At 59.7% G+C, this 18,067-nt stretch carries 15 protein-coding genes; 3 read left to right on the forward strand and 12 right to left on the reverse strand.

Going from position 1 to position 18,067, the window contains the following annotated elements; all coding sequences use genetic code 11:
* Window positions 1-105 precede the first annotated feature (105 nt).
* Window positions 106-1,041 carry a tyrosine recombinase XerC gene (locus QE435_RS12755; RefSeq protein ID WP_349041604.1) on the forward strand — a complete coding sequence of 312 codons (936 nt, stop codon included), beginning with the start codon at window positions 106-108 and terminating at the stop codon, window positions 1,039-1,041.
* A gap of 91 nt (window positions 1,042-1,132) precedes the next feature.
* Complete coding sequence (locus QE435_RS12760; RefSeq protein ID WP_309771882.1) at window positions 1,133-2,227, forward strand: TraB/GumN family protein; 1,095 nt, start codon at window positions 1,133-1,135, stop codon at window positions 2,225-2,227.
* Window positions 2,228-2,232: 5 nt separating this feature from the next.
* On the opposite strand, the gene QE435_RS12765 is transcribed toward QE435_RS12760, so the two are convergent.
* Window positions 2,233-2,694: a DUF2867 domain-containing protein gene (locus QE435_RS12765; RefSeq protein WP_309771883.1), complete on the reverse strand. Its 462-nt coding sequence runs from the start codon at window positions 2,692-2,694 to the stop codon at window positions 2,233-2,235.
* A gap of 262 nt (window positions 2,695-2,956) precedes the next feature.
* Between QE435_RS12765 and QE435_RS12770 the strand changes: the two genes are divergently transcribed.
* A complete protein-coding gene (locus QE435_RS12770) occupies window positions 2,957-4,954 on the forward strand; it encodes a BCCT family transporter (RefSeq protein ID WP_349041605.1) in 1,998 nt (665 codons plus the stop codon).
* Between the two features lie 79 nt (window positions 4,955-5,033).
* Here QE435_RS12770 and QE435_RS12775 read toward each other — a convergent pair whose 3' ends face one another.
* From QE435_RS12775 to zapE, 11 genes are all read right to left on the reverse strand, one after another.
* A complete protein-coding gene (locus QE435_RS12775; RefSeq protein ID WP_309771885.1) occupies window positions 5,034-5,528 on the reverse strand; it encodes a cytochrome b/b6 domain-containing protein in 495 nt (164 codons plus the stop codon).
* Between the two features lie 134 nt (window positions 5,529-5,662).
* Window positions 5,663-7,069 (reverse strand): dihydrolipoyl dehydrogenase, encoded by a 1,407-nt coding sequence (lpdA, locus tag QE435_RS12780; protein WP_309771886.1) that lies wholly within the window; start codon window positions 7,067-7,069, stop codon window positions 5,663-5,665.
* A 24-nt stretch (window positions 7,070-7,093) separates the two neighbouring features.
* The gene (locus QE435_RS12785) at window positions 7,094-7,846 is read right to left on the reverse strand and encodes an SDR family oxidoreductase (RefSeq protein WP_309771887.1); all 753 of its coding nucleotides are present in this window, start codon (window positions 7,844-7,846) and stop codon (window positions 7,094-7,096) included.
* A 32-nt stretch (window positions 7,847-7,878) separates the two neighbouring features.
* Window positions 7,879-8,517 carry a LysE family translocator gene (locus tag QE435_RS12790; protein WP_306934517.1) on the reverse strand — a complete coding sequence of 213 codons (639 nt, stop codon included), beginning with the start codon at window positions 8,515-8,517 and terminating at the stop codon, window positions 7,879-7,881.
* 13 nt (window positions 8,518-8,530) lie between these two features.
* On the reverse strand, window positions 8,531-8,944 hold the full coding sequence (locus QE435_RS12795) for an MAPEG family protein (protein WP_349041606.1): 414 nt from the start codon (window positions 8,942-8,944) through the stop codon (window positions 8,531-8,533).
* A gap of 69 nt (window positions 8,945-9,013) precedes the next feature.
* On the reverse strand, window positions 9,014-10,246 hold the full coding sequence (gene odhB / locus QE435_RS12800; RefSeq protein ID WP_349041607.1) for a 2-oxoglutarate dehydrogenase complex dihydrolipoyllysine-residue succinyltransferase: 1,233 nt from the start codon (window positions 10,244-10,246) through the stop codon (window positions 9,014-9,016).
* Window positions 10,247-10,301: 55 nt separating this feature from the next.
* On the reverse strand, window positions 10,302-13,298 hold the full coding sequence (locus QE435_RS12805; protein ID WP_309771890.1) for a 2-oxoglutarate dehydrogenase E1 component: 2,997 nt from the start codon (window positions 13,296-13,298) through the stop codon (window positions 10,302-10,304).
* Between the two features lie 259 nt (window positions 13,299-13,557).
* Window positions 13,558-14,460: a succinate--CoA ligase subunit alpha gene (gene sucD / locus QE435_RS12810; RefSeq protein WP_062424886.1), complete on the reverse strand. Its 903-nt coding sequence runs from the start codon at window positions 14,458-14,460 to the stop codon at window positions 13,558-13,560.
* A gap of 19 nt (window positions 14,461-14,479) precedes the next feature.
* A complete protein-coding gene (sucC, locus tag QE435_RS12815) occupies window positions 14,480-15,673 on the reverse strand; it encodes an ADP-forming succinate--CoA ligase subunit beta (protein WP_306934521.1) in 1,194 nt (397 codons plus the stop codon).
* A gap of 32 nt (window positions 15,674-15,705) precedes the next feature.
* Window positions 15,706-16,668: a malate dehydrogenase gene (gene mdh / locus QE435_RS12820; RefSeq protein ID WP_306934522.1), complete on the reverse strand. Its 963-nt coding sequence runs from the start codon at window positions 16,666-16,668 to the stop codon at window positions 15,706-15,708.
* A 178-nt stretch (window positions 16,669-16,846) separates the two neighbouring features.
* Window positions 16,847-18,010, reverse strand: a complete 1,164-nt coding sequence (zapE, locus tag QE435_RS12825; protein WP_349041608.1) for a cell division protein ZapE — start codon at window positions 18,008-18,010, stop codon at window positions 16,847-16,849.
* Between the last annotated feature and the right edge of the window lie 57 nt (window positions 18,011-18,067).

An 18,067-nucleotide genomic window follows, 5' to 3' on the forward strand; every position in this document is an offset into this window, starting at 1 on the left:
TCACACACATCATAATCCGGCCTCCCCACCGCGTTATCGACCCGTTAACCAAATGCTGACCGCACATGCCTATGATGGACGCCTGATCGCAAGAGGATGCACGACGTGGACGAAATTCTCACCTTTGCCGATCCGGAGCTTCTGGAAAAGCGCCGGGAATGGCTGGCCGTCTTGGAAGACGAACGCCGTTTGTCAGAGCATACGCTGGATGCCTATGAGCGCGATACACGCCAGTTCCTGATCTTCATGACCGGCTATAATGGCCATCCCGCCCGCATCAAGGATATCGAAAATCTCCGCGCCACCGATCTGCGCGCCTTTCTGGCTGCGCGCCGCAAGGACGGAACAGGCGCGCGATCGCTGGGCCGGAATCTTGCTGGCCTGCGCTCGCTCCTGCGCTTTCTGGAAAAGACCGGACTCGTCAATGCCGCAGGCGCCACCGCCATGCGCGCACCCAAGCAGCCGAAGTCTCTGCCCAAGCCGCTCACCGACGGACAGGCATTGAGGATCACCACGCAGGAAGGGCAACTGGCCGAAGAGCCATGGATTGCCGCACGCAACGCCGCGGTGCTGGCGCTGCTTTATGGCTGCGGCCTGCGTATTTCCGAAGCGCTCGATCTCAAGCCTGTCGATTTTCCAGCGGGCGCCAGAAGCCTGCGCGTTATCGGTAAGGGCAAGAAGATGCGCCTCGTACCGCTGCTGCCCGTCGTGCTGGAGGCGGTCGAGACCTATCGAAAGCTCTGCCCGTATGCGCTCTCCAACGACGAACCGCTATTCCTCGGCGCGCGCGGCGGCAAGCTCCAGCCAGCCATCATCCAGCGCGAGATGCAGAAGCTTCGCGGTGCTTTCAACCTGCCGGACAACGCCACGCCACATGCGCTGCGCCACTCCTTCGCCACCCATCTTCTGGCGGGCGGCGGCGATCTTCGCACCATCCAGGAACTCTTGGGCCACGCCAGCCTGTCGACGACGCAGATCTATACCGGTGTCGACACGGCACGCCTGCTGGATATCTACGACAAGGCTCATCCGAGGGCATGACCCCTTGTTAACACTTTGTAAACCATGAGCATTAACCGTCCGTGCAACCGGCCCCTCCTATAAGCCATAAGGTGCAGACGGAGGTGATTCGATGACTGTTCTCTTGCGGCCGCAAGGCCTGACAGCGCTACTGATGGGCCGGTTCGGCAACGCACTTTTGTGGCTCTTCGCCGCACTGCATCTGGCTGCACTCTCCGTTTTGTTAATGACGCTTCTGACCCTCTCGGACGCGAGCGCTGCCGAGCAGCAAGCCGATGCCTGCGGCGGCAGCGACATACTGGTCGAGATGCAGAAGACCGACCCGCCAGCCTATGCAGCGATCGCCTCCGAGGCTGAAAAAATCCCGAACGGCAAAGGCACGCTCTGGAAGATCGAGAAGGATGGCAAGGAGCCCTCCTGGCTTCTCGGCACCATGCACCTTGCCGATCCGAGGGTGGTGGATATGCCGAAGGGCGCGAAAGAAGCCTTTGCCAAGGCCAACACCGTGATCGTCGAATCCGACGAGATTACCAGCGAGAAAAAGTCCGGCGCCTCGCTTCTCGCCCGCCCTGACCTCACCATGTTTCTCGATGGCAAGTCCATCACCGACATGCTGTCTCCGGACGATGTGGCAAAGCTCGAAACCGGCCTGAGAGAGCGCGGCATCCCGCTGAATGCGGTGATCAAGATGAAGCCCTGGATTCTCTCCAGCTTCGTGGCGCTGCCGGCCTGCGAACTGGCGCGCAAGGCCAAGGGCGCGGAGTTCCTCGACATGAAGCTTGCCAATGACGCGGTGAAAGAGGGCAAGCAGCTTGTCGGGCTGGAAACGCTGGTGGAGCAGATGAGCGCCCTGTCCGATCTGCCGATGACCTTCCACGTGCAGTCGCTGATCGAAATGCTGCGCATGGGCGACCGGATGCAGGACATCATGGCCACCATGATCGATCTCTATCTCAAGGGCGAGATCGGCATGATCACACCGATGATGAAGAGCATCGATCCAGACGAGAAAAAGGGCGATGACGGCTACGCCGCCTTCGAACAACGGCTGATCACCGACCGTAATCACGTGATGGCCGACAGGGCGCAAAGCCACCTCGATCAAGGCGGCGTCTTCATGGCCGTTGGCGCGCTGCATTTGCCCGGCAATGAAGGCGTCATCGAACTGCTGCGGAAGAAGGGCTTTACGCTGACCACGGTGAACTGATCACGTTACAGCGGAACAGCACGCACATCCCGGCAAAAGGGTCGCATCGTCGTCGGCACGATACGGCGATGAAACGGCCCGACAGCGAAGAGATAGATCCGTCCGAACAGGTTCTTGCGCCGAACCAAGGTGGTCACGCGCACCACGCTGCCGCCTGCCCGTTCTTCCAGATCGACCACGATCCTGAAATCCAGATGGTGGTCATCGAAACCGAGAACGGTCCGCTCGGGCGTAGACGAGACGACAGGAAACCCACCGGCCATTTCGCCCGCTGCCAGCGCCACCGTTTTCAACCCGAAGACCGAAACGACGCCGTTGCGAAGCGCCATCAACCCGCTGATCCAGGCCGGTGGATGATCCAGAAGACGCCGCGCGACGTCAAGCGAGTGCGAGGGGTGATCACCGATCTTCCCTTCGAAACAATCGCGCCAATCTGCCCCCGGCAATATTCCGTCCAAATCTCGCATACCCAACGCCCCAGCCTTCGATTACCCGACCCTCAAGCTGCACTATCGTCCTTTTCCTGAGGCGCCGATAGGCGACAATCCGCCGCTGCTGCGACATCAACGGCTTCGGCCTCTGCGTGTATTAGAGGCCCTGTATGAAAACGGACAGACACACGCAACTATTTGGCGCGCAATACATTTGCGGCATGGGCGCGTTTAGCGTGGGGCAACCGCGCCCGCGGAATAGGACTGTGTTTAAGTTGTAAAATGAGAGGGAAAACACATGGCTGAAGAACAAACTTCAGAAGACGCAAAGCCTGTGGGGTTGATGGAAGGCGTCAACAAACCCGTCTTTTTCTGGTCGGTCGGCCTCACCGCCATTTTCGTTCTGGCCGGGGTCATCTGGCCACAAGGATCCGCCAGCGTGTTCAGCGCGGTGCAGTCCTGGATCGTCACCGAACTCGGCTGGGTCTATCTGCTGTCGGTCGCAATCTTTCTGATCTTCATGCTTTATCTCGGCTGCTCCAGCTATGGCCGCATCAAGCTCGGCCCGAACCATGCGGACCCGGATTTCAGCTATGGCGCATGGTTCTCCATGCTTTTCGCCGCGGGGATGGGCATCGGTCTTGTCTTTTTCGGCGTCGCCGAACCGATCAAGCACTTCACCGCGCCACCCACCGGAGACCCGGAGACAATCGAGGCGGCGAGAACCGCCATGGAGATCAGCTATTTCCACTGGGGTCTGCATGCCTGGGCCGTCTATGCGGTGATTGGCCTGTCGCTGGCCTATTTCTCCTTTCGCCACGGCCTGCCGCTCACCATGCGTTCCGCTCTCTACCCGCTGATCGGTGATCGCATCTATGGTCCGATCGGCAATGCGGTCGACGTCTTCGCCGTCATCGGCACGCTGTTCGGTGTGGCGACCTCACTTGGGCTTGGCGTGCTGCAGGTCAATGCCGGTTTCAACCATGTGCTCGGCTGGTCGATTTCCTTCTGGGTGCAACTCCCTCTGATCGTCATCATCACCGCCATGGCGACTGTCTCGGTCGCGACCGGTCTCGACAAGGGCATCAAGTTCCTGTCGAATCTCAACATGCTGATGGCCGTGGCGCTGATGCTCTTCGTCTTCGTCATGGGGCCGACGACCTTCCTGATGCGCGCCTTCGTCCAGAACCTCGGTGCCTATCTCGATCATTTCGTCATGCGCACCTTCTACATGTATGCCTATTCGCCGGATGAAGGCCCGAGCAAATGGCTGGGAAGCTGGACGCTCTTCTATTGGGGCTGGTGGATCGCCTGGTCGCCCTTCGTCGGCATGTTCATTGCCCGCATTTCGCGCGGCCGCACCATCCGCGAATTCATCGCCGGCGTTCTTCTCGTCCCGGCAGGCTTTAGTTTCGCCTGGATGACGGTTTTTGGCGATACCGCGATTTCGCTTCATCTGACCGGCGCAACAACGGCTGTGTCAGAGGCCGTCTCCAAGGATGTGACGCTGGCACTGTTTGTGTTCCTCGAACAGTTTCCGCTTGGTCTTTATGTGTCCTGGTTTGCCATGGCGCTGATCGTCTTCTTCTTCGTCACCGGCGCGGATTCCGCCGCACTTGTCATCGATACCCTCACCTCCGGCGGACGCGAAGACGGACCGGTGGCGCGTCGCGTCTTCTGGGCAATCACCTCCGGCGTCATCGGCGCAATTCTGCTCTATGCAGGCGGGCTCGATGCGCTTCAGACGGCATCCATTGCCGGGGCGCTTCCCTTCACCTTCGTCATGCTTTTGATGTGCTGGGGGCTGTGGAAGGGTCTGCGGCGGGAAGGCGTTCGTCAGAACGCCCTCGTTCAGAACCTGAGACCACGCAACGCGATCTCGTGGCAGCGGCAGTTGCAGGGCATTCTCCACCACCCCTCGAAAGCCGAAGGAGAACGCTTCATGCGCGAGACGGCGACCGAAGCCTTGCGGGCTGTCGCGGCAGAGTTGGAAAAACGCTCGCTCGTAACCAGACTTAACGAAGAGCCCAACAAGCTGAAACTGAAAGTGGCACCGGGTGAGCCGGAAGAGTTCGTCTACGGCGTGCGCATGCGCCGTTACGAAACACCCGGATACAGCTTCTTTGAAAGCCAGAGCAATCGCAAACGCGCCGAATATTACTATCGGGCGGAGGTCTTCCTTCTCGATGGCGGCCAGAATTATGACGTCATGGAATTTTCAAAGGACGAACTCATTCAGGACGTGCTCGAGCAATATGAACGGCACTTCCAGTATCTTCACGCCATCCGGGCGTAATGCAAAAGGGCAGGCCGCTTACCGAGCGGCCTGCCCTTTTCGATTTGAGCGAAGGGATCACCCTCAGTGATCTTTGGTATCAGGCCATCCGGCGCAAAAGGTTGGTGCGCCAGAAGAACTGGTGAACCAGAACGCCGAGAAGGTGCAGGCCGATCAAGGCCCAGAGCAGAACCTTGATCGGCCCGCCATGCAGCTCACCCGCAATATCGTTGCCGAAGTAATATTTGCCGATACCGCTCATCGGCATGACGATGAAAATCGCATAGAAGGCCCAATGCGTGATCTTGGCAACAAGCTTTGCCAGAGGCGGCTCATTGGCAGGCGCCTCCGGCACGCCCTGCACCAGCCGAAGACAGAGGCGCACAAGACAGAGCACCAGAACGGCAATGCCGACATAGGCATGGATATTGGCCGACGCGATATCATCCGGCGTGATCGCCTCACCGTGGCGCATCAACCGGTTCCAGTGTTCCATGCCGTCGGGAAAGAGAAGGTTGAAGAGGATCAGGAGCGCCATGATCCAGTGAAGCGCCCTCTGCGGAATGCTGTAGCCGATGACGGACGTTGAACCCATGGATTTGCCTTTGCTATTGAACGGTTTGAAACGCCACAATAAAAGCCGCATCCTGAAGAACAAGATGCGGCTTTCAACCTTGCCGAAATATAATGTTCAGCCCCACCCCTGAGGGGAGGGCAGAACGGATCCGATTACATATGGATCGGCTTGAAGAAGGTCGCGAGCGCCGCTTCCTTCACCGCTTCCGACATGGTCGGGTGCGCGTGGCAGGTGCGACCCAGATCTTCCGACGAGCCGCTGAATTCCATCAGTACGGAGATTTCCTGGATCATTTCGCCAGCGCCGAAGCCGAGAATGTGGCCGCCGAGAACGCGGTCGGTTTCCTTGTCGGCCAGGATCTTGACGAAGCCATCGGTGACCTGCATGGCGCGTGCGCGGCCATTGGCGGTGAAGGGGAACTTGCCGACCTTGTAGGCAATGCCCGCGGCCTTGAGTTCTTCTTCGGTCTTGCCGACGGAGGCAACTTCCGGCTGGGTGTAGACCACGCCCGGGATGACGTCGTAATTAACGTGGCCGTGCTGGCCGGCGAGGATTTCGGCGAGTGCCACGCCTTCATCTTCTGCCTTATGCGCCAGCATCGGGCCCTTCACCACGTCGCCAATGGCGTAAATGCCGGCAACATTGGTCTTGTAGTGACCGTCGATTTCAACGCGACCGCGGCTGTCGAGCGCAACACCGGCTTCGGCAAGGCCAAGACCGTCGGTGTAAGGCTTGCGACCGGTGGAGATCAGAACCACATCGGCTTCCAGCGTTTCGGCTGCACCGCCCTTGACCGGCTCGAACGTGACCTTCGCGCCAGTGCCAGTCTTTTCGACGGCCGTCACCTTGGCGCCGAGCTTGAAGTCGATGCCCTGCTTGGCAAACAGACGCTGTGCCTGCTTGGACAATTCACCATCCATGCTGCCGAGAATGTTGTCGAGATATTCGACGACAGTCACCTTGGCGCCGAGGCGCTGCCAGACGGAACCGAGTTCAAGACCGATGACACCGCCGCCAACGACGATGAGCTTCTCCGGAACCTTTGGAAGCGCGATTGCACCGGTGGAGGAGACGATGACCTGCTCGTCGAGATCGACCTGAACGCCTGGAATGCCTGCGACATCCGAACCGGTGGCAATCACGATGTTCTTGGTTTCCAGTTCCTGCACCGAGCCGTCCTCAGCGGTGACGGAGACCTTGCCGGCGGACACGACCTTGCCGGTGCCCTGGAAGGCATCGATCTTGTTCTTCTTGAACAGGAAGGCCACGCCATCGACATTGGCCTTCACCACGCCGTCCTTGTGCCCCATCATCTTGTCGAGGTTGAGCGTCGGTGCCGCCACTTCGATGCCGAGGCTGTCCATGCCATGGGCAACATGGGCAAACATTTCCGATGCATGCAACAGAGCCTTGGAAGGAATGCAGCCGACATTGAGGCATGTGCCGCCGTAAGTGGCGCGCTTTTCGACGACGGCGACCTTGAGACCGAGCTGTGCGGCCTTGACCGCGCACACATAACCGCCGGGGCCGGTACCGATAACAACTACATCATAAGCCATTTGATTTCCTTCATTGTTGGGCAGCTATCTGCCGCCGCTCACATTCAATAGAGCGCCCGTCACATAGGACGCCTCGGGCGAAAGGAGGTAGAGAACCGCATCTGCGATCTCGTCTGCAGTACCGGGTCTTTGCATCGGCACGATGGGCGCCAGATCCGTGGCGCGGTTCGGCAGCCCGCCCGATGCATGGATGTCGGTATCGATGATGCCGGGACGAACCGCATTGACGCGAATGCCCTCGCCCGCAACTTCACGCGACAAGCCGATGGTGAACGTATCGACGGCGCCCTTGGAGGCGGCGTAATCCACATATTGGCCGGCACTTCCCAGCACCGCAGCCATGGACGAAATGTTGACGATCGACCCGCCGCGCCCGCCATGCCTGGTGGACATGCGTTTGACCGCCTCGGCTGCGCAACGGATCTTGCCGATGACGTTGATGGCAAACATCCGGTCGAGCCGCTCGCGCGAAAACTCCTCGACGCGGGCCGTCTGATCGACAACACCAGCATTGTTCACCAGCCCGTCGATGCGACCGAAGTGATTGTCCAGCGCCGCGAAGATCGAAGCGATGCCCTCTTCCGTTCCGGTGTCACCCTGCACGATATGGGCAATGCCGCCATTGCGGGCAATATCATCGGCCACGCTCCGTGCCGCAGACTCATTGGTGGCGTAGTTGACGAGCACGCGCCAGCCGCGCTTGGCAGCAAGACGCGCGGTCGCAGCCCCGATACCACGGCTGCCACCTGTCACGAGAAGAACCGGACCCTCAGTCATCAGCGATCACTCCGCTGCGGCGAGACTGCATGTCAGGCCGCTTTTTCGGTTGCGAGTTTGATGCCGAGCGCAATGAAGACCACGCCGGAGGTGCGGTCGATCCACTGGCTGGCGCGCGCAAAGGCTGCGCGCATGCGCGGCGTCGTCATGAACAGGCTGACGCCGACGAACCATGCAATCAGGCAGCTTGCCATGACGATGCCATAGCCGAACTTGATCATGACCGGCGTATGGGCATGAACCACCGTCGAGAAGATCGACAGGAAGAAGAAGACAGGTTTCGGGTTCAGCGCATTGGCGGCAAAGCCGAGCGTGAAGGACTTGAGGCCGGACTGACGCTTATGCGCCGCCGCATTCTCAGAAACCTCAGGCAGCTCCATCTTGCCGGCGCGCAGAGCCTTGATGCCGATATAGATGAGGTAAGCGACGCCAAGCCACTTGACGATATTGAACAGGTAGATCGACTGCGAGATGATCAGGCCAAGACCGAGGATCGTGTAGGTGACGTGGAACATCAGCGACGTGCCGATGCCGAAGCTGGTGATGATGGCTTCGCGGCGTCCATGCACCATGGCCTGACGCATGACCATGGCAAGGTCGGCACCCGGAGATACGATGGCAAAGGCAAAGATTGCCATGAGCGATGCAAGTTCGATTACATACTGGTGCATGATTGACCGGCCCTTAGAACATCAACACGAAGAACATCAGCAGCAAGCCGATCATCGATCCCACCCAGACGAGCGACCGGATATAGGGGATGCCCATCAAATAAAGCGGGATGTAGATGACGCGGCACACCAGCCAGATCCAGGCACCGATCAACGCGATACCGGACGGATCGCCCGCCATGATCACGCCGAAGGCAAGAGCGATGAAGGCCGGATAGGTCTCGCGGAAATTGGCCGAAGCGCGCTTGGCGCGTCCGGCAAGCTTGCCGGTGGCCTGGCGATCGTCATCGCGCGGACCGGCATTCCACTCGCGCCCAAGTTCCTTGGTGGCGATCAGCGCCTGCAACATCACATGCACCACGAGAATCAGAACGCTCAAGCCGATGAGCGGCAGAAAGGGCGACGCGGCGAGAAATGTCGGTTCCAAGAAGGGCGCTCCTGAGGGGAATTCAGCGGGATTTCACTTGAAACCCCGCTGAAACGAAAAGCAAGTCGATTAGAGATCGAGAACCAGACGTTCCGGATCTTCCAGGCTTTCCTTGACGCGGACGAGGAAGGTCACGGCTTCCTTGCCGTCAACGATGCGGTGATCGTAGGAGAGTGCGAGATACATCATCGGACGGATGACGACCTGACCGCCGATGGCGACCGGACGCTCCTGGATCTTGTGCATGCCGAGGATACCGGACTGCGGTGCGTTGAGGATCGGCGAGGACATCAGCGAGCCATAGACACCACCATTGGTGATGGTGAAGGTACCGCCCTGCATGTCGGCCATGCCGAGCGAGCCGTCGCGGGCTGCCTTGGCAAGACGTCCAAGTTCCTTTTCGACGCCAGCGATGGAGAGCTGATCTGCATCGCGGATGACCGGAACGACAAGACCCTTGTCCGTGCCGACGGCCATGCCGACGTGACAATAGTTCTTGTAGATGATGTCGTTGCCGTCAATCTCAGCGTTGACCGCAGGCAGTTCTTTCAGCGCGTGGGTGACGGCCTTGGTGAAGAAGCCCATGAAGCCGAGCTTCACGCCATGCTTCTTCTCGAACACGTCCTTGTAACGGTTGCGCAGATCCATGACCGCCTTCATGTCCACCTCGTTATAGGTGGTCAGCATGGCGGCGGTGTTCTGCGCGTCCTTGAGGCGGCGTGCGATCGTCTGGCGCAGACGCGTCATCTTCACGCGCTCTTCGCGAACGGCGTCCTGCTCGGCAGAAACCGGACGCGGTGCAGCAACCGGAGCCGGAGCAGCGGCAGGAGCGGAAACGCCCTTGGCGACAGCAGCCAGAACATCACCCTTCAGAACCTGGCCGCGCTTGCCCGAACCATCGACCTGGTCGGCGGACAGATTGTTTTCGGACAGAAGCTTGCCGGCGGCAGGCGCTGGCGGAACAGAACCGGTAGCGGCAGGTGCAGCAGCAGCCGGTGCCGCGGCAGGAGCGGGAGCAGCAGGAGCGGAAGCCGGTGCAGGCGCAGATGTGGCAGCACCAGCGGCACCCTCGGCGATCTGGCCGAGCAGCGCGTCGAGGCCGACGGTTTCGCCGTTCTGGGCAACGATTTCGGTCAGAACGCCGGAAGCAGGGGCTGGGACTTCAACAGTCACCTTGTCGGTTTCGAGTTCGACCAGCGGCTCGTCAGCCTTGACGGTGTCGCCGACTTTCTTGAACCAGGTGCCGACAGTCGCTTCGCTGACGGACTCACCCAGTGTTGGTACGCGGATTTCAGTGGCCATGTTATCGTTCCGTTATTCAGGTGTCTTTGTTGCGAGGGTCGAAGCGGGAGAGTGATTACTCTCCCAACGCGTCTTCGAGGAACGCAGCAAGCTGCGCCAGATGCTTGGACATCAGGCCGGTCGCCGGAGAGGCGGCAGCCGGACGGCCCGTGTAACGGACCTTCTGGTACTTGGCGTCGATATGCGCCAGAACCCATTCGAGATACGGGTCGATGAAGGACCACGCGCCCATATTCTTCGGCTCTTCCTGGCACCAGACCATCTCCGCATTGCGGAAGCGCGACAGCTCGTTGATGAGCGCCTTGGCCGGGAACGGATAGAGCTGTTCGATACGCAGCAGATAGACATCATCCACACCGCGCTTCTCGCGCTCTTCCAGAAGGTCGTAATAGACCTTGCCGGTGCAGAGCACGACGCGACGGATCTTGGAATCCTTCTGCAGCTTGATCGGACCGTCCTTGATAACTTCCGCATCGTCCCACAGCAGACGGTGGAAGGAGGACTCGCCTGCCATTTCCGTCAGCGAAGAGGTTGCGCGCTTGTGGCGCAGCAGGGACTTCGGCGTCATCATGATCAGCGGCTTGCGGAAGTCGCGCTTCACCTGACGGCGCAGAATGTGGAAGTAGTTGGCAGGTGTGGTGCAGTTGGCAACCTGCATGTTGTCTTCGGCGCAAAGCTGGAGGAAACGCTCTAGACGCGCAGAGGAGTGCTCCGGACCCTGACCTTCATAGCCATGCGGCAGAAGGCAGACGAGACCGGACATGCGAAGCCACTTGCGTTCTCCAGACGAGATGAACTGGTCGAACACCACCTGCGCGCCGTTGGCGAAGTCGCCGAACTGGGCTTCCCAGAGGGTCAGCGCATTCGGACGAGCCAGCGAGTAGCCATATTCGAAACCGAGAACGGCTTCTTCCGACAGCATCGAGTTGATGACTTCGTAACGGGCCTGGGTTGGAGAGAGGTTTGCCAGGGGAATGTAACGCTCTTCGGTTTCCTGATCGTAGAGAACCGAATGACGCTGCGAGAAGGTGCCGCGTTCGCAATCCTGACCGGACAGACGGATCTTGTGGCCATCGACGGCAAGCGAACCGAAGGCAAGCGCTTCAGCCATCGCCCAGTCGATCCCTTCGCCGGTCTCAATCATCTGCGACCGGTTTTCCATGAAACGCTGGATCGTGCGGTGAGCGTTGAAGCCTTCCGGAATGGTCGACAGCTTCTTGCCGATTTCCTTCAGCTGCTTCATGGGCACGCCCGTCTTGCCACGACGCTGCTCATCGGCATTGTCGGCAGCGCGCAGACCCGACCACTGACCGTCCAGCCAGTCGGCCTTGTTCGGCTTGTAGCTCTGACCGGCTTCGAATTCCTGCTCCAGATGGCCGCGCCAGTCGGCCTTCATCTTTTCGAATTCGCCTTCGTTCATCAGCCCTTCGGCGATGAGGCGGTCGGCATAGATGCGGGCGACGGTCTTGTGGCCGCGGATGACCTTGTACATCTTCGGCTGCGTGAACGCTGGCTCGTCGCCTTCGTTATGGCCGAAGCGGCGGTAGCAGAACATGTCGATGACGACAGGCTTGTGGAACTTCATGCGGTATTCGGTCGCGATCTTGGCCGCATAGACCACCGCTTCCGGATCGTCGCCATTGACGTGGAAGATCGGCGCTTCGATCATCTTGGCAACGTCGGAAGGATAGGGCGACGAGCGCGAAAACGCAGGGTTCGTCGTAAAGCCGATCTGGTTGTTGATGATGAAGTGCATGGTGCCGGCAACGCGGTGGCCGCGAAGACCGGACAGGCCGAGAATCTCGGCAACCACGCCCTGGCCTGCAAAGGCAGCATCGCCGTGCAGCAGCAGCGGCAGAACCTTGGCGCGCTCGGACAGCGGAATGGTGTCGCCATCCCAGACCTTGGCGAGCTGGTCCTGCTTGGCGCGAGCCTTGCCCATGACCACAGGGTTGACGATTTCCAGATGCGACGGGTTGGCCGTCAGCGACAGGTGAACCTTGTTGCCGTCGAATTCGCGGTCGGAAGAGGCACCGAGGTGGTACTTCACGTCGCCCGAACCTTCGACATCGTCCGGCTTGAAGGAGCCGCCCTTGAACTCGTGGAACACGGCGCGGTGCGGCTTGCCCATGACGTTGGTCAGAACGTTCAGACGGCCACGGTGGGCCATGCCGAGAACGACTTCTTCGAGGCCGTCCTGGCCGCCACGCTTGATGATCTGTTCCAACGCCGGGATCAGCGATTCGCCGCCGTCGAGGCCGAAACGCTTGGTGCCCTTGAAGCGCACGTCGAGGAACTGCTCGTAGCCTTCGGCTTCGACGAGCTTCGACAGGATCGCCTTCTTGCCTTCGGCGGTGAAGGCGACACCCTTGTCGGCACCTTCGATGCGCTCCTGGATCCAGCCCTTTTCGTCCGGGTTGGACATGTGCATGAACTCGACGCCGATGGTGGAGCAGTAGGTGCGCTCCAGAATATCGATCATTTCGCGCACGGTCGCGTATTCGAGGCCGAGCACGTTATCGATGAAAATCTTGCGGTCGTAGTCGCTCTCTTCGAAGCCGTAGGACTTCGGCGACAGCTCGTTATAATCCTCGACTGCACTTGCAATGCCGAGCGGATCGAGCTTGGCATGCAGGTGGCCGCGCATGCGGTAGGCGCGGATCATCATGATGGCGCGAACGCTGTCACGGGTCGCCTGCAGCACTTCGGCTTCGCTGACGGGCTTGCCGGTCTCAGCGCCCTTGGCTTCGGCCTTGGCCTGAACCTTCTTCTCGATGGCCTTTTCGACCGTCGCCCAGTTGCCGTCGAGTGCGGAAATCAGATCGCCGCCAGCCGGGATCGGCCAGTTGGCGCGCTTCCAGGAGGCGCCCTTGGCCGCCTTCTTCACATCGTCAGGATTGTCGGACAGACCCTTGAAGAAACTCTGCCACTCTGGCGATACCGAGGAGGGGTCCTCTTCGTACCGGGCATAGAGCTGCTCGATATAGGCCGCATTCGCGCCGTCGAGAAACGACGTGATCTGAAACTGCTCGTTGGCTTCTTGCCTTGCCATTGTTTTTTCGCGGACGTGATGGTCCGCCTCCTCAATCCCGTTGATGGTCATTCGCGACCGGTCGCTTGCATTCTTGCCGCTTGAGCATCGCCGGACTCTTCGAAAGAAAATGCCGACCTATTCTCAAGTCTTTGTTTCCCGGTGCTGAACGGTGGAACCGCTCTATGCCTTCACGGAAACGACGTCACGTCTCTATCTTCATGCAGCTTCGGGCAGGCCGCCGTTTCCGGCCCCTGCCCGCTGCCAGATTGTGTCGGTCTCAGCCCTTGAGGACTTCGACCAGCGTCTTGCCAAGGCGTGCCGGAGAGGGCGAAACCTTGATGCCCGCTGCTTCCATGGCAGCGATCTTCGATTCTGCGTCGCCCTTGCCGCCGGAAACGACAGCACCGGCGTGGCCCATGGTACGGCCCTTCGGCGCGGTACGACCGGCAATGAAGCCAGCCATCGGCTTCTTGCGGCCCTTCTTGGCTTCGTCGATCAGGAACTGGGCTGCATCTTCTTCAGCCGAGCCGCCGATTTCGCCGATCATGATGATCGAGGTCGTGGCTTCGTCTGCGAGGAACATTTCCAGCACGTCGATGAATTCGGTGCCCTTGACCGGGTCGCCGCCGATACCGACAGCCGTCGTCTGGCCGAGGCCTTCATTGGATGTCTGGAACACGGCTTCATAGGTCAGCGTGCCGGAGCGCGAGACGATACCGACCGAACCCTTGCGGAAGATCGAGCCCGGCATGATGCCGATCTTGCATTCTTCCGGCGTCAGGATACCTGGGCAGTTCGGGCCAAGCAGGCGCGAGCTGGAACGGTCGAGGCGAGCCTTGACGCGAACCATGTCAGCCACCGGAATACCTTCGGTGATGCAGGTGATGAACGGGATCTCGGCGTCGATCGCTTCGATGATCGCGTCAGCGGCACCTGCCGGCGGAACGTAGATCACGGATGCGTCTGCACCGGTCTTTTCCTTGGCTTCGGCAACGGTTGCGAAGATCGGCAGGGTTTCGCCCTTGGAGCCGGTCCAGTTGGTGCCGCCCTTGGAGGGGTGGATACCGCCGACCATCTGCGTGCCGTAATAGGCAAGAGCCTGTTCGGTGTGGAACGTACCGGTCTTGCCGGTCAGGCCCTGCACGAGGATCTTTGTGTCTTTATTGACGAGAATGGACATTAATCAGGATCCTTAAAAATTAGCCGTTGACCGCGGCGACGATCTTCTTGGCAGCATCGTCCAGATCGTCGGCAGCCGTGATGGCGAGGCCGGATTCGTTCAGGATCTTCTTGCCAAGTTCGACATTCGTGCCTTCCAGGCGCACGACGAGTGGAACCTTGAGACCGACTTCCTTCACTGCGGCGATAACGCCTTCAGCAATAACGTCGCACTTCATGATGCCGCCGAAGATGTTGACGAGGATGCCCTCGACCTTCGGGTCTGCGGTGATGATCTTGAAGGCCGCAGCAACCTTCTCCTTGCCAGCGCCACCGCCGACGTCGCAGAAGTTTGCAGGCTCTTTGCCGTAAAGCTTGATGATGTCCATCGTTGCCATGGCAAGACCGGCGCCGTTGACCATGCAGCCGATGTTGCCGTCGAGCGCAACGTAAGCGAGGTCCCACTTGGAGGCTTCGATTTCCTTGGCGTCTTCTTCGGTCTCGTCGCGCAGAGCCTTGACGTCGTCATGGCGGAACAGCGCGTTGCCGTCGAAGGAAACCTTGGCGTCGAGAACGCGCAGATGGCCATTTTCCATGACGATCAGCGGGTTGATCTCGAGGAGCGCCATGTCCTTTTCAACGAAGGCCTTGTAGAGAACCGGGAAGAGCGACTTGGCGTCTTCGGCAGCAACGCCGTCGAGAGCAAGCGCGCTGGAGATCTTGGCAACGTCGTCAGCCGTCACACCGGCCTCCGGGTCGATCGCGATCGTGTGGATCTTCTCAGGCGTGTCGTGTGCAACCGCTTCGATGTCCATGCCGCCTTCGGTCGAAACGACGAAAGCAACCTTGCCGACGGAACGGTCGACGAGCAGCGAGCAGTAGAGTTCGCGAGCAATGTCGGCACCGTCTTCGATGTAGAGGCGGTTGACCTGCTTGCCGGCTTCACCGGTCTGAGCCGTCACCAGCGTGTTGCCGAGCATGTCCTTGGCGTGCGCCACGACTTCCTCGATGGACTTTGCCAGGCGAACGCCGCCCTTGGCATCGGGGCCGAGTTCCTTGAACTTGCCCTTGCCGCGGCCACCAGCATGGATCTGGCTCTTGACCACGTAGAGCGGGCCGGGAAGCTGCTTGGCAGCAGCTTCGGCTTCTTCAACCTTGAGGATGGCAACCCCTTCGGCAACCGGCGCACCATAGCCCTTCAGAAGAGCCTTGGCCTGATATTCATGAATATTCATGGGTTATTCCCTGTTTGCAGCCAGAAAGGCGATTACTTCAGCGACGGAGCGATGTTGACGCAGGCTTCGCAAAGACCGGCAACGGCACCGACGGACTTCTGGAAGGCCGCCTCTTCTTCCTTGTTGAGCTCGATCTCGATGATGCGCTCGATACCGCCTGCGCCGATAACCGTCGGAACGCCGACATACATGTCGTTGACGCCGTACTGGCCGGAGAGATAGGCGGCAGCAGGCAGAACGCGCTTCTTGTCCTTGAGGTAGGATTCAGCCATCTCGATGGCGGAAGCGGCAGGTGCGTAATAGGCGGAACCGGTCTTCAGGAGACCGACGATTTCCGCGCCGCCGTCGCGGGTGCGCTGAATGATCTGCTCAAGACGCTCTGCGGATACCCAGCCGAGCTTGACGAGGTCGGTCAGCGGAATGCCGGCAACGGTGGAGTAGCGTGCGAGCGGCACCATCGTGTCGCCGTGGCCGCCGAGAACGAAAGCGGTGACGTCTTCAACCGACACGTTGAACTCTTCGGAGAGGAAGAGACGGAAGCGGGCGCTGTCGAGAACGCCGGCCATGCCGACGACCTTGTTCTTCGGCAGGCCGGAGAACTTCTGCAGAGCCCAGACCATGGCGTCGAGCGGGTTGGTGATGCAGATCACGAACGCATTGGGGGCATACTTCTTGATGCCCGCGCCAACCTGTTCCATGACCTTGAGGTTGATGCCGAGAAGATCGTCGCGGCTCATGCCGGGCTTACGGGCAACGCCTGCAGTGACGATGCAAACGTCTGCACCTTCGATGGCAGCGTAGTCGGACGCGCCGGTGAGCTTTGCGTTGAAGCCTTCGACCGGGCCGGACTGGGCAATATCCAGACCTTTGCCCTGCGGAATACCGTCAGCAATATCGAAGAGGACTATATCGCCCAATTCCTTCAGGCTGGCGAGATGCGCCAGCGTGCCGCCGATCATGCCAGAACCAATAAGTGCAATCTTTTTGCGAGACATCGAATGCTTCCTCTTAAGCTTCAACTCAATTTTCCGCAGACAGACTGCGGCTGAAATTGTCGCACTCGGCTTAGACGCATTGGCCAAAAATGGCAACCGATTCTTTCAGAGCAAGGTTTTTCAATCGTTTAGATGCAAAAATTCTTACGTAAACGTAATATATTATGTCATTAAAGCGTCACGCTCCATGACGCTTTTCATTGTGCAGCGTGAGATAGTCGGCGCTGCGCATCTCAAACAGACGCGAGGCCGTGCGATCGAACTCGAAACCTTCGGTGCCCTTTCTGGTTCCCAGAAGCTCCTCCGGCATGGCCGCGGCGGACGCAAAGAGCCGAACGGTGTGATCGTAAAGCGCATCGATCAGGATAATGAAACGCTTAGTCTCATTACGGCGGTCCGCGCTCAGCATCGGGATATGGTCTATGAAGACGGTATCGAAACGGTCGGCAATGGCCAGAAAATCGGACGCGCCGAGCGGCTTTTCGCAAAGATCGCGGAAGGTGAAGCGCGCCACCCTTCCTGCTGCGCGCGGCACGAGAATGGAGCGCCCTTTCATCTCGATTTCCACCGGCCCGACGCTCTGTCCGGCGGTCAGATGATGCCAGGCCATGTCCATCGCCTGGTCGGCGGCGCCATCGAGCGGCGTCACGTAGACGGGCAGGCTCTTCACCTTTTCCATGCGGTAGTCGATCGGGCTATCGAGCGAAACGACTTCGACATTCTCTTTCAGGAGATCGATGAAGGGCAGGAAGAGGCCCCGATTGAGACCGTCCTTATAGAGATTGTCCGGCACGACATTGGAGGTCGTGACGAGCGTACAGCCATTGGCGAAGAGCTCGGTGAAGAGCCGCGCCAGGATCATTGCGTCGGCAATGTCCGTCACGGTGAATTCGTCGAAGCAGAGCAACTCGGCTTCGGCAAGCAATTGCGCGGCGACCGGCGGAATGGGATCGGCCTGCTTGGTCTCGCCGTTCTTCAGCTTCTGCCGGTGGGCGTGCACACGATTATGCACATCGGCCATGAATTCATGGAAATGGCAGCGGCGCTTTTTCTCCACCGGCGCCATCTGGAAGAACATGTCCATCAGCATCGTCTTGCCGCGCCCGACGCTGCCATGGACATAGAGCCCTTTGACGGCCGGCGAAGAGGCAGCCTTGCGGGCGAACATCCAGCCAAGCGCGCTCTTCTTCTTGGCGGGCTTGCGCAGTTTCAGGTCGGAGAGGATTCTGTCGAGATGGGCGGCAACGCCAAGCTGAGCGGCATCGGCCTTCAACTCGCCGGACGCCGTCAATGCGTTGAGTTGCTCAACGACACTATGGTTATAGTCCGGCACTCGCTGCATGGAGAAAGACCCCGCGCGCGAAGCGCACGTCGCTTACAGCGGACGCGCGCTCCCCGT

The organism is Agrobacterium sp. SORGH_AS 787 (assembly GCF_030819035.1).
In the GTDB taxonomy this organism is placed as follows: Bacteria; Pseudomonadota; Alphaproteobacteria; order Rhizobiales; family Rhizobiaceae; genus Agrobacterium; species Agrobacterium larrymoorei_B.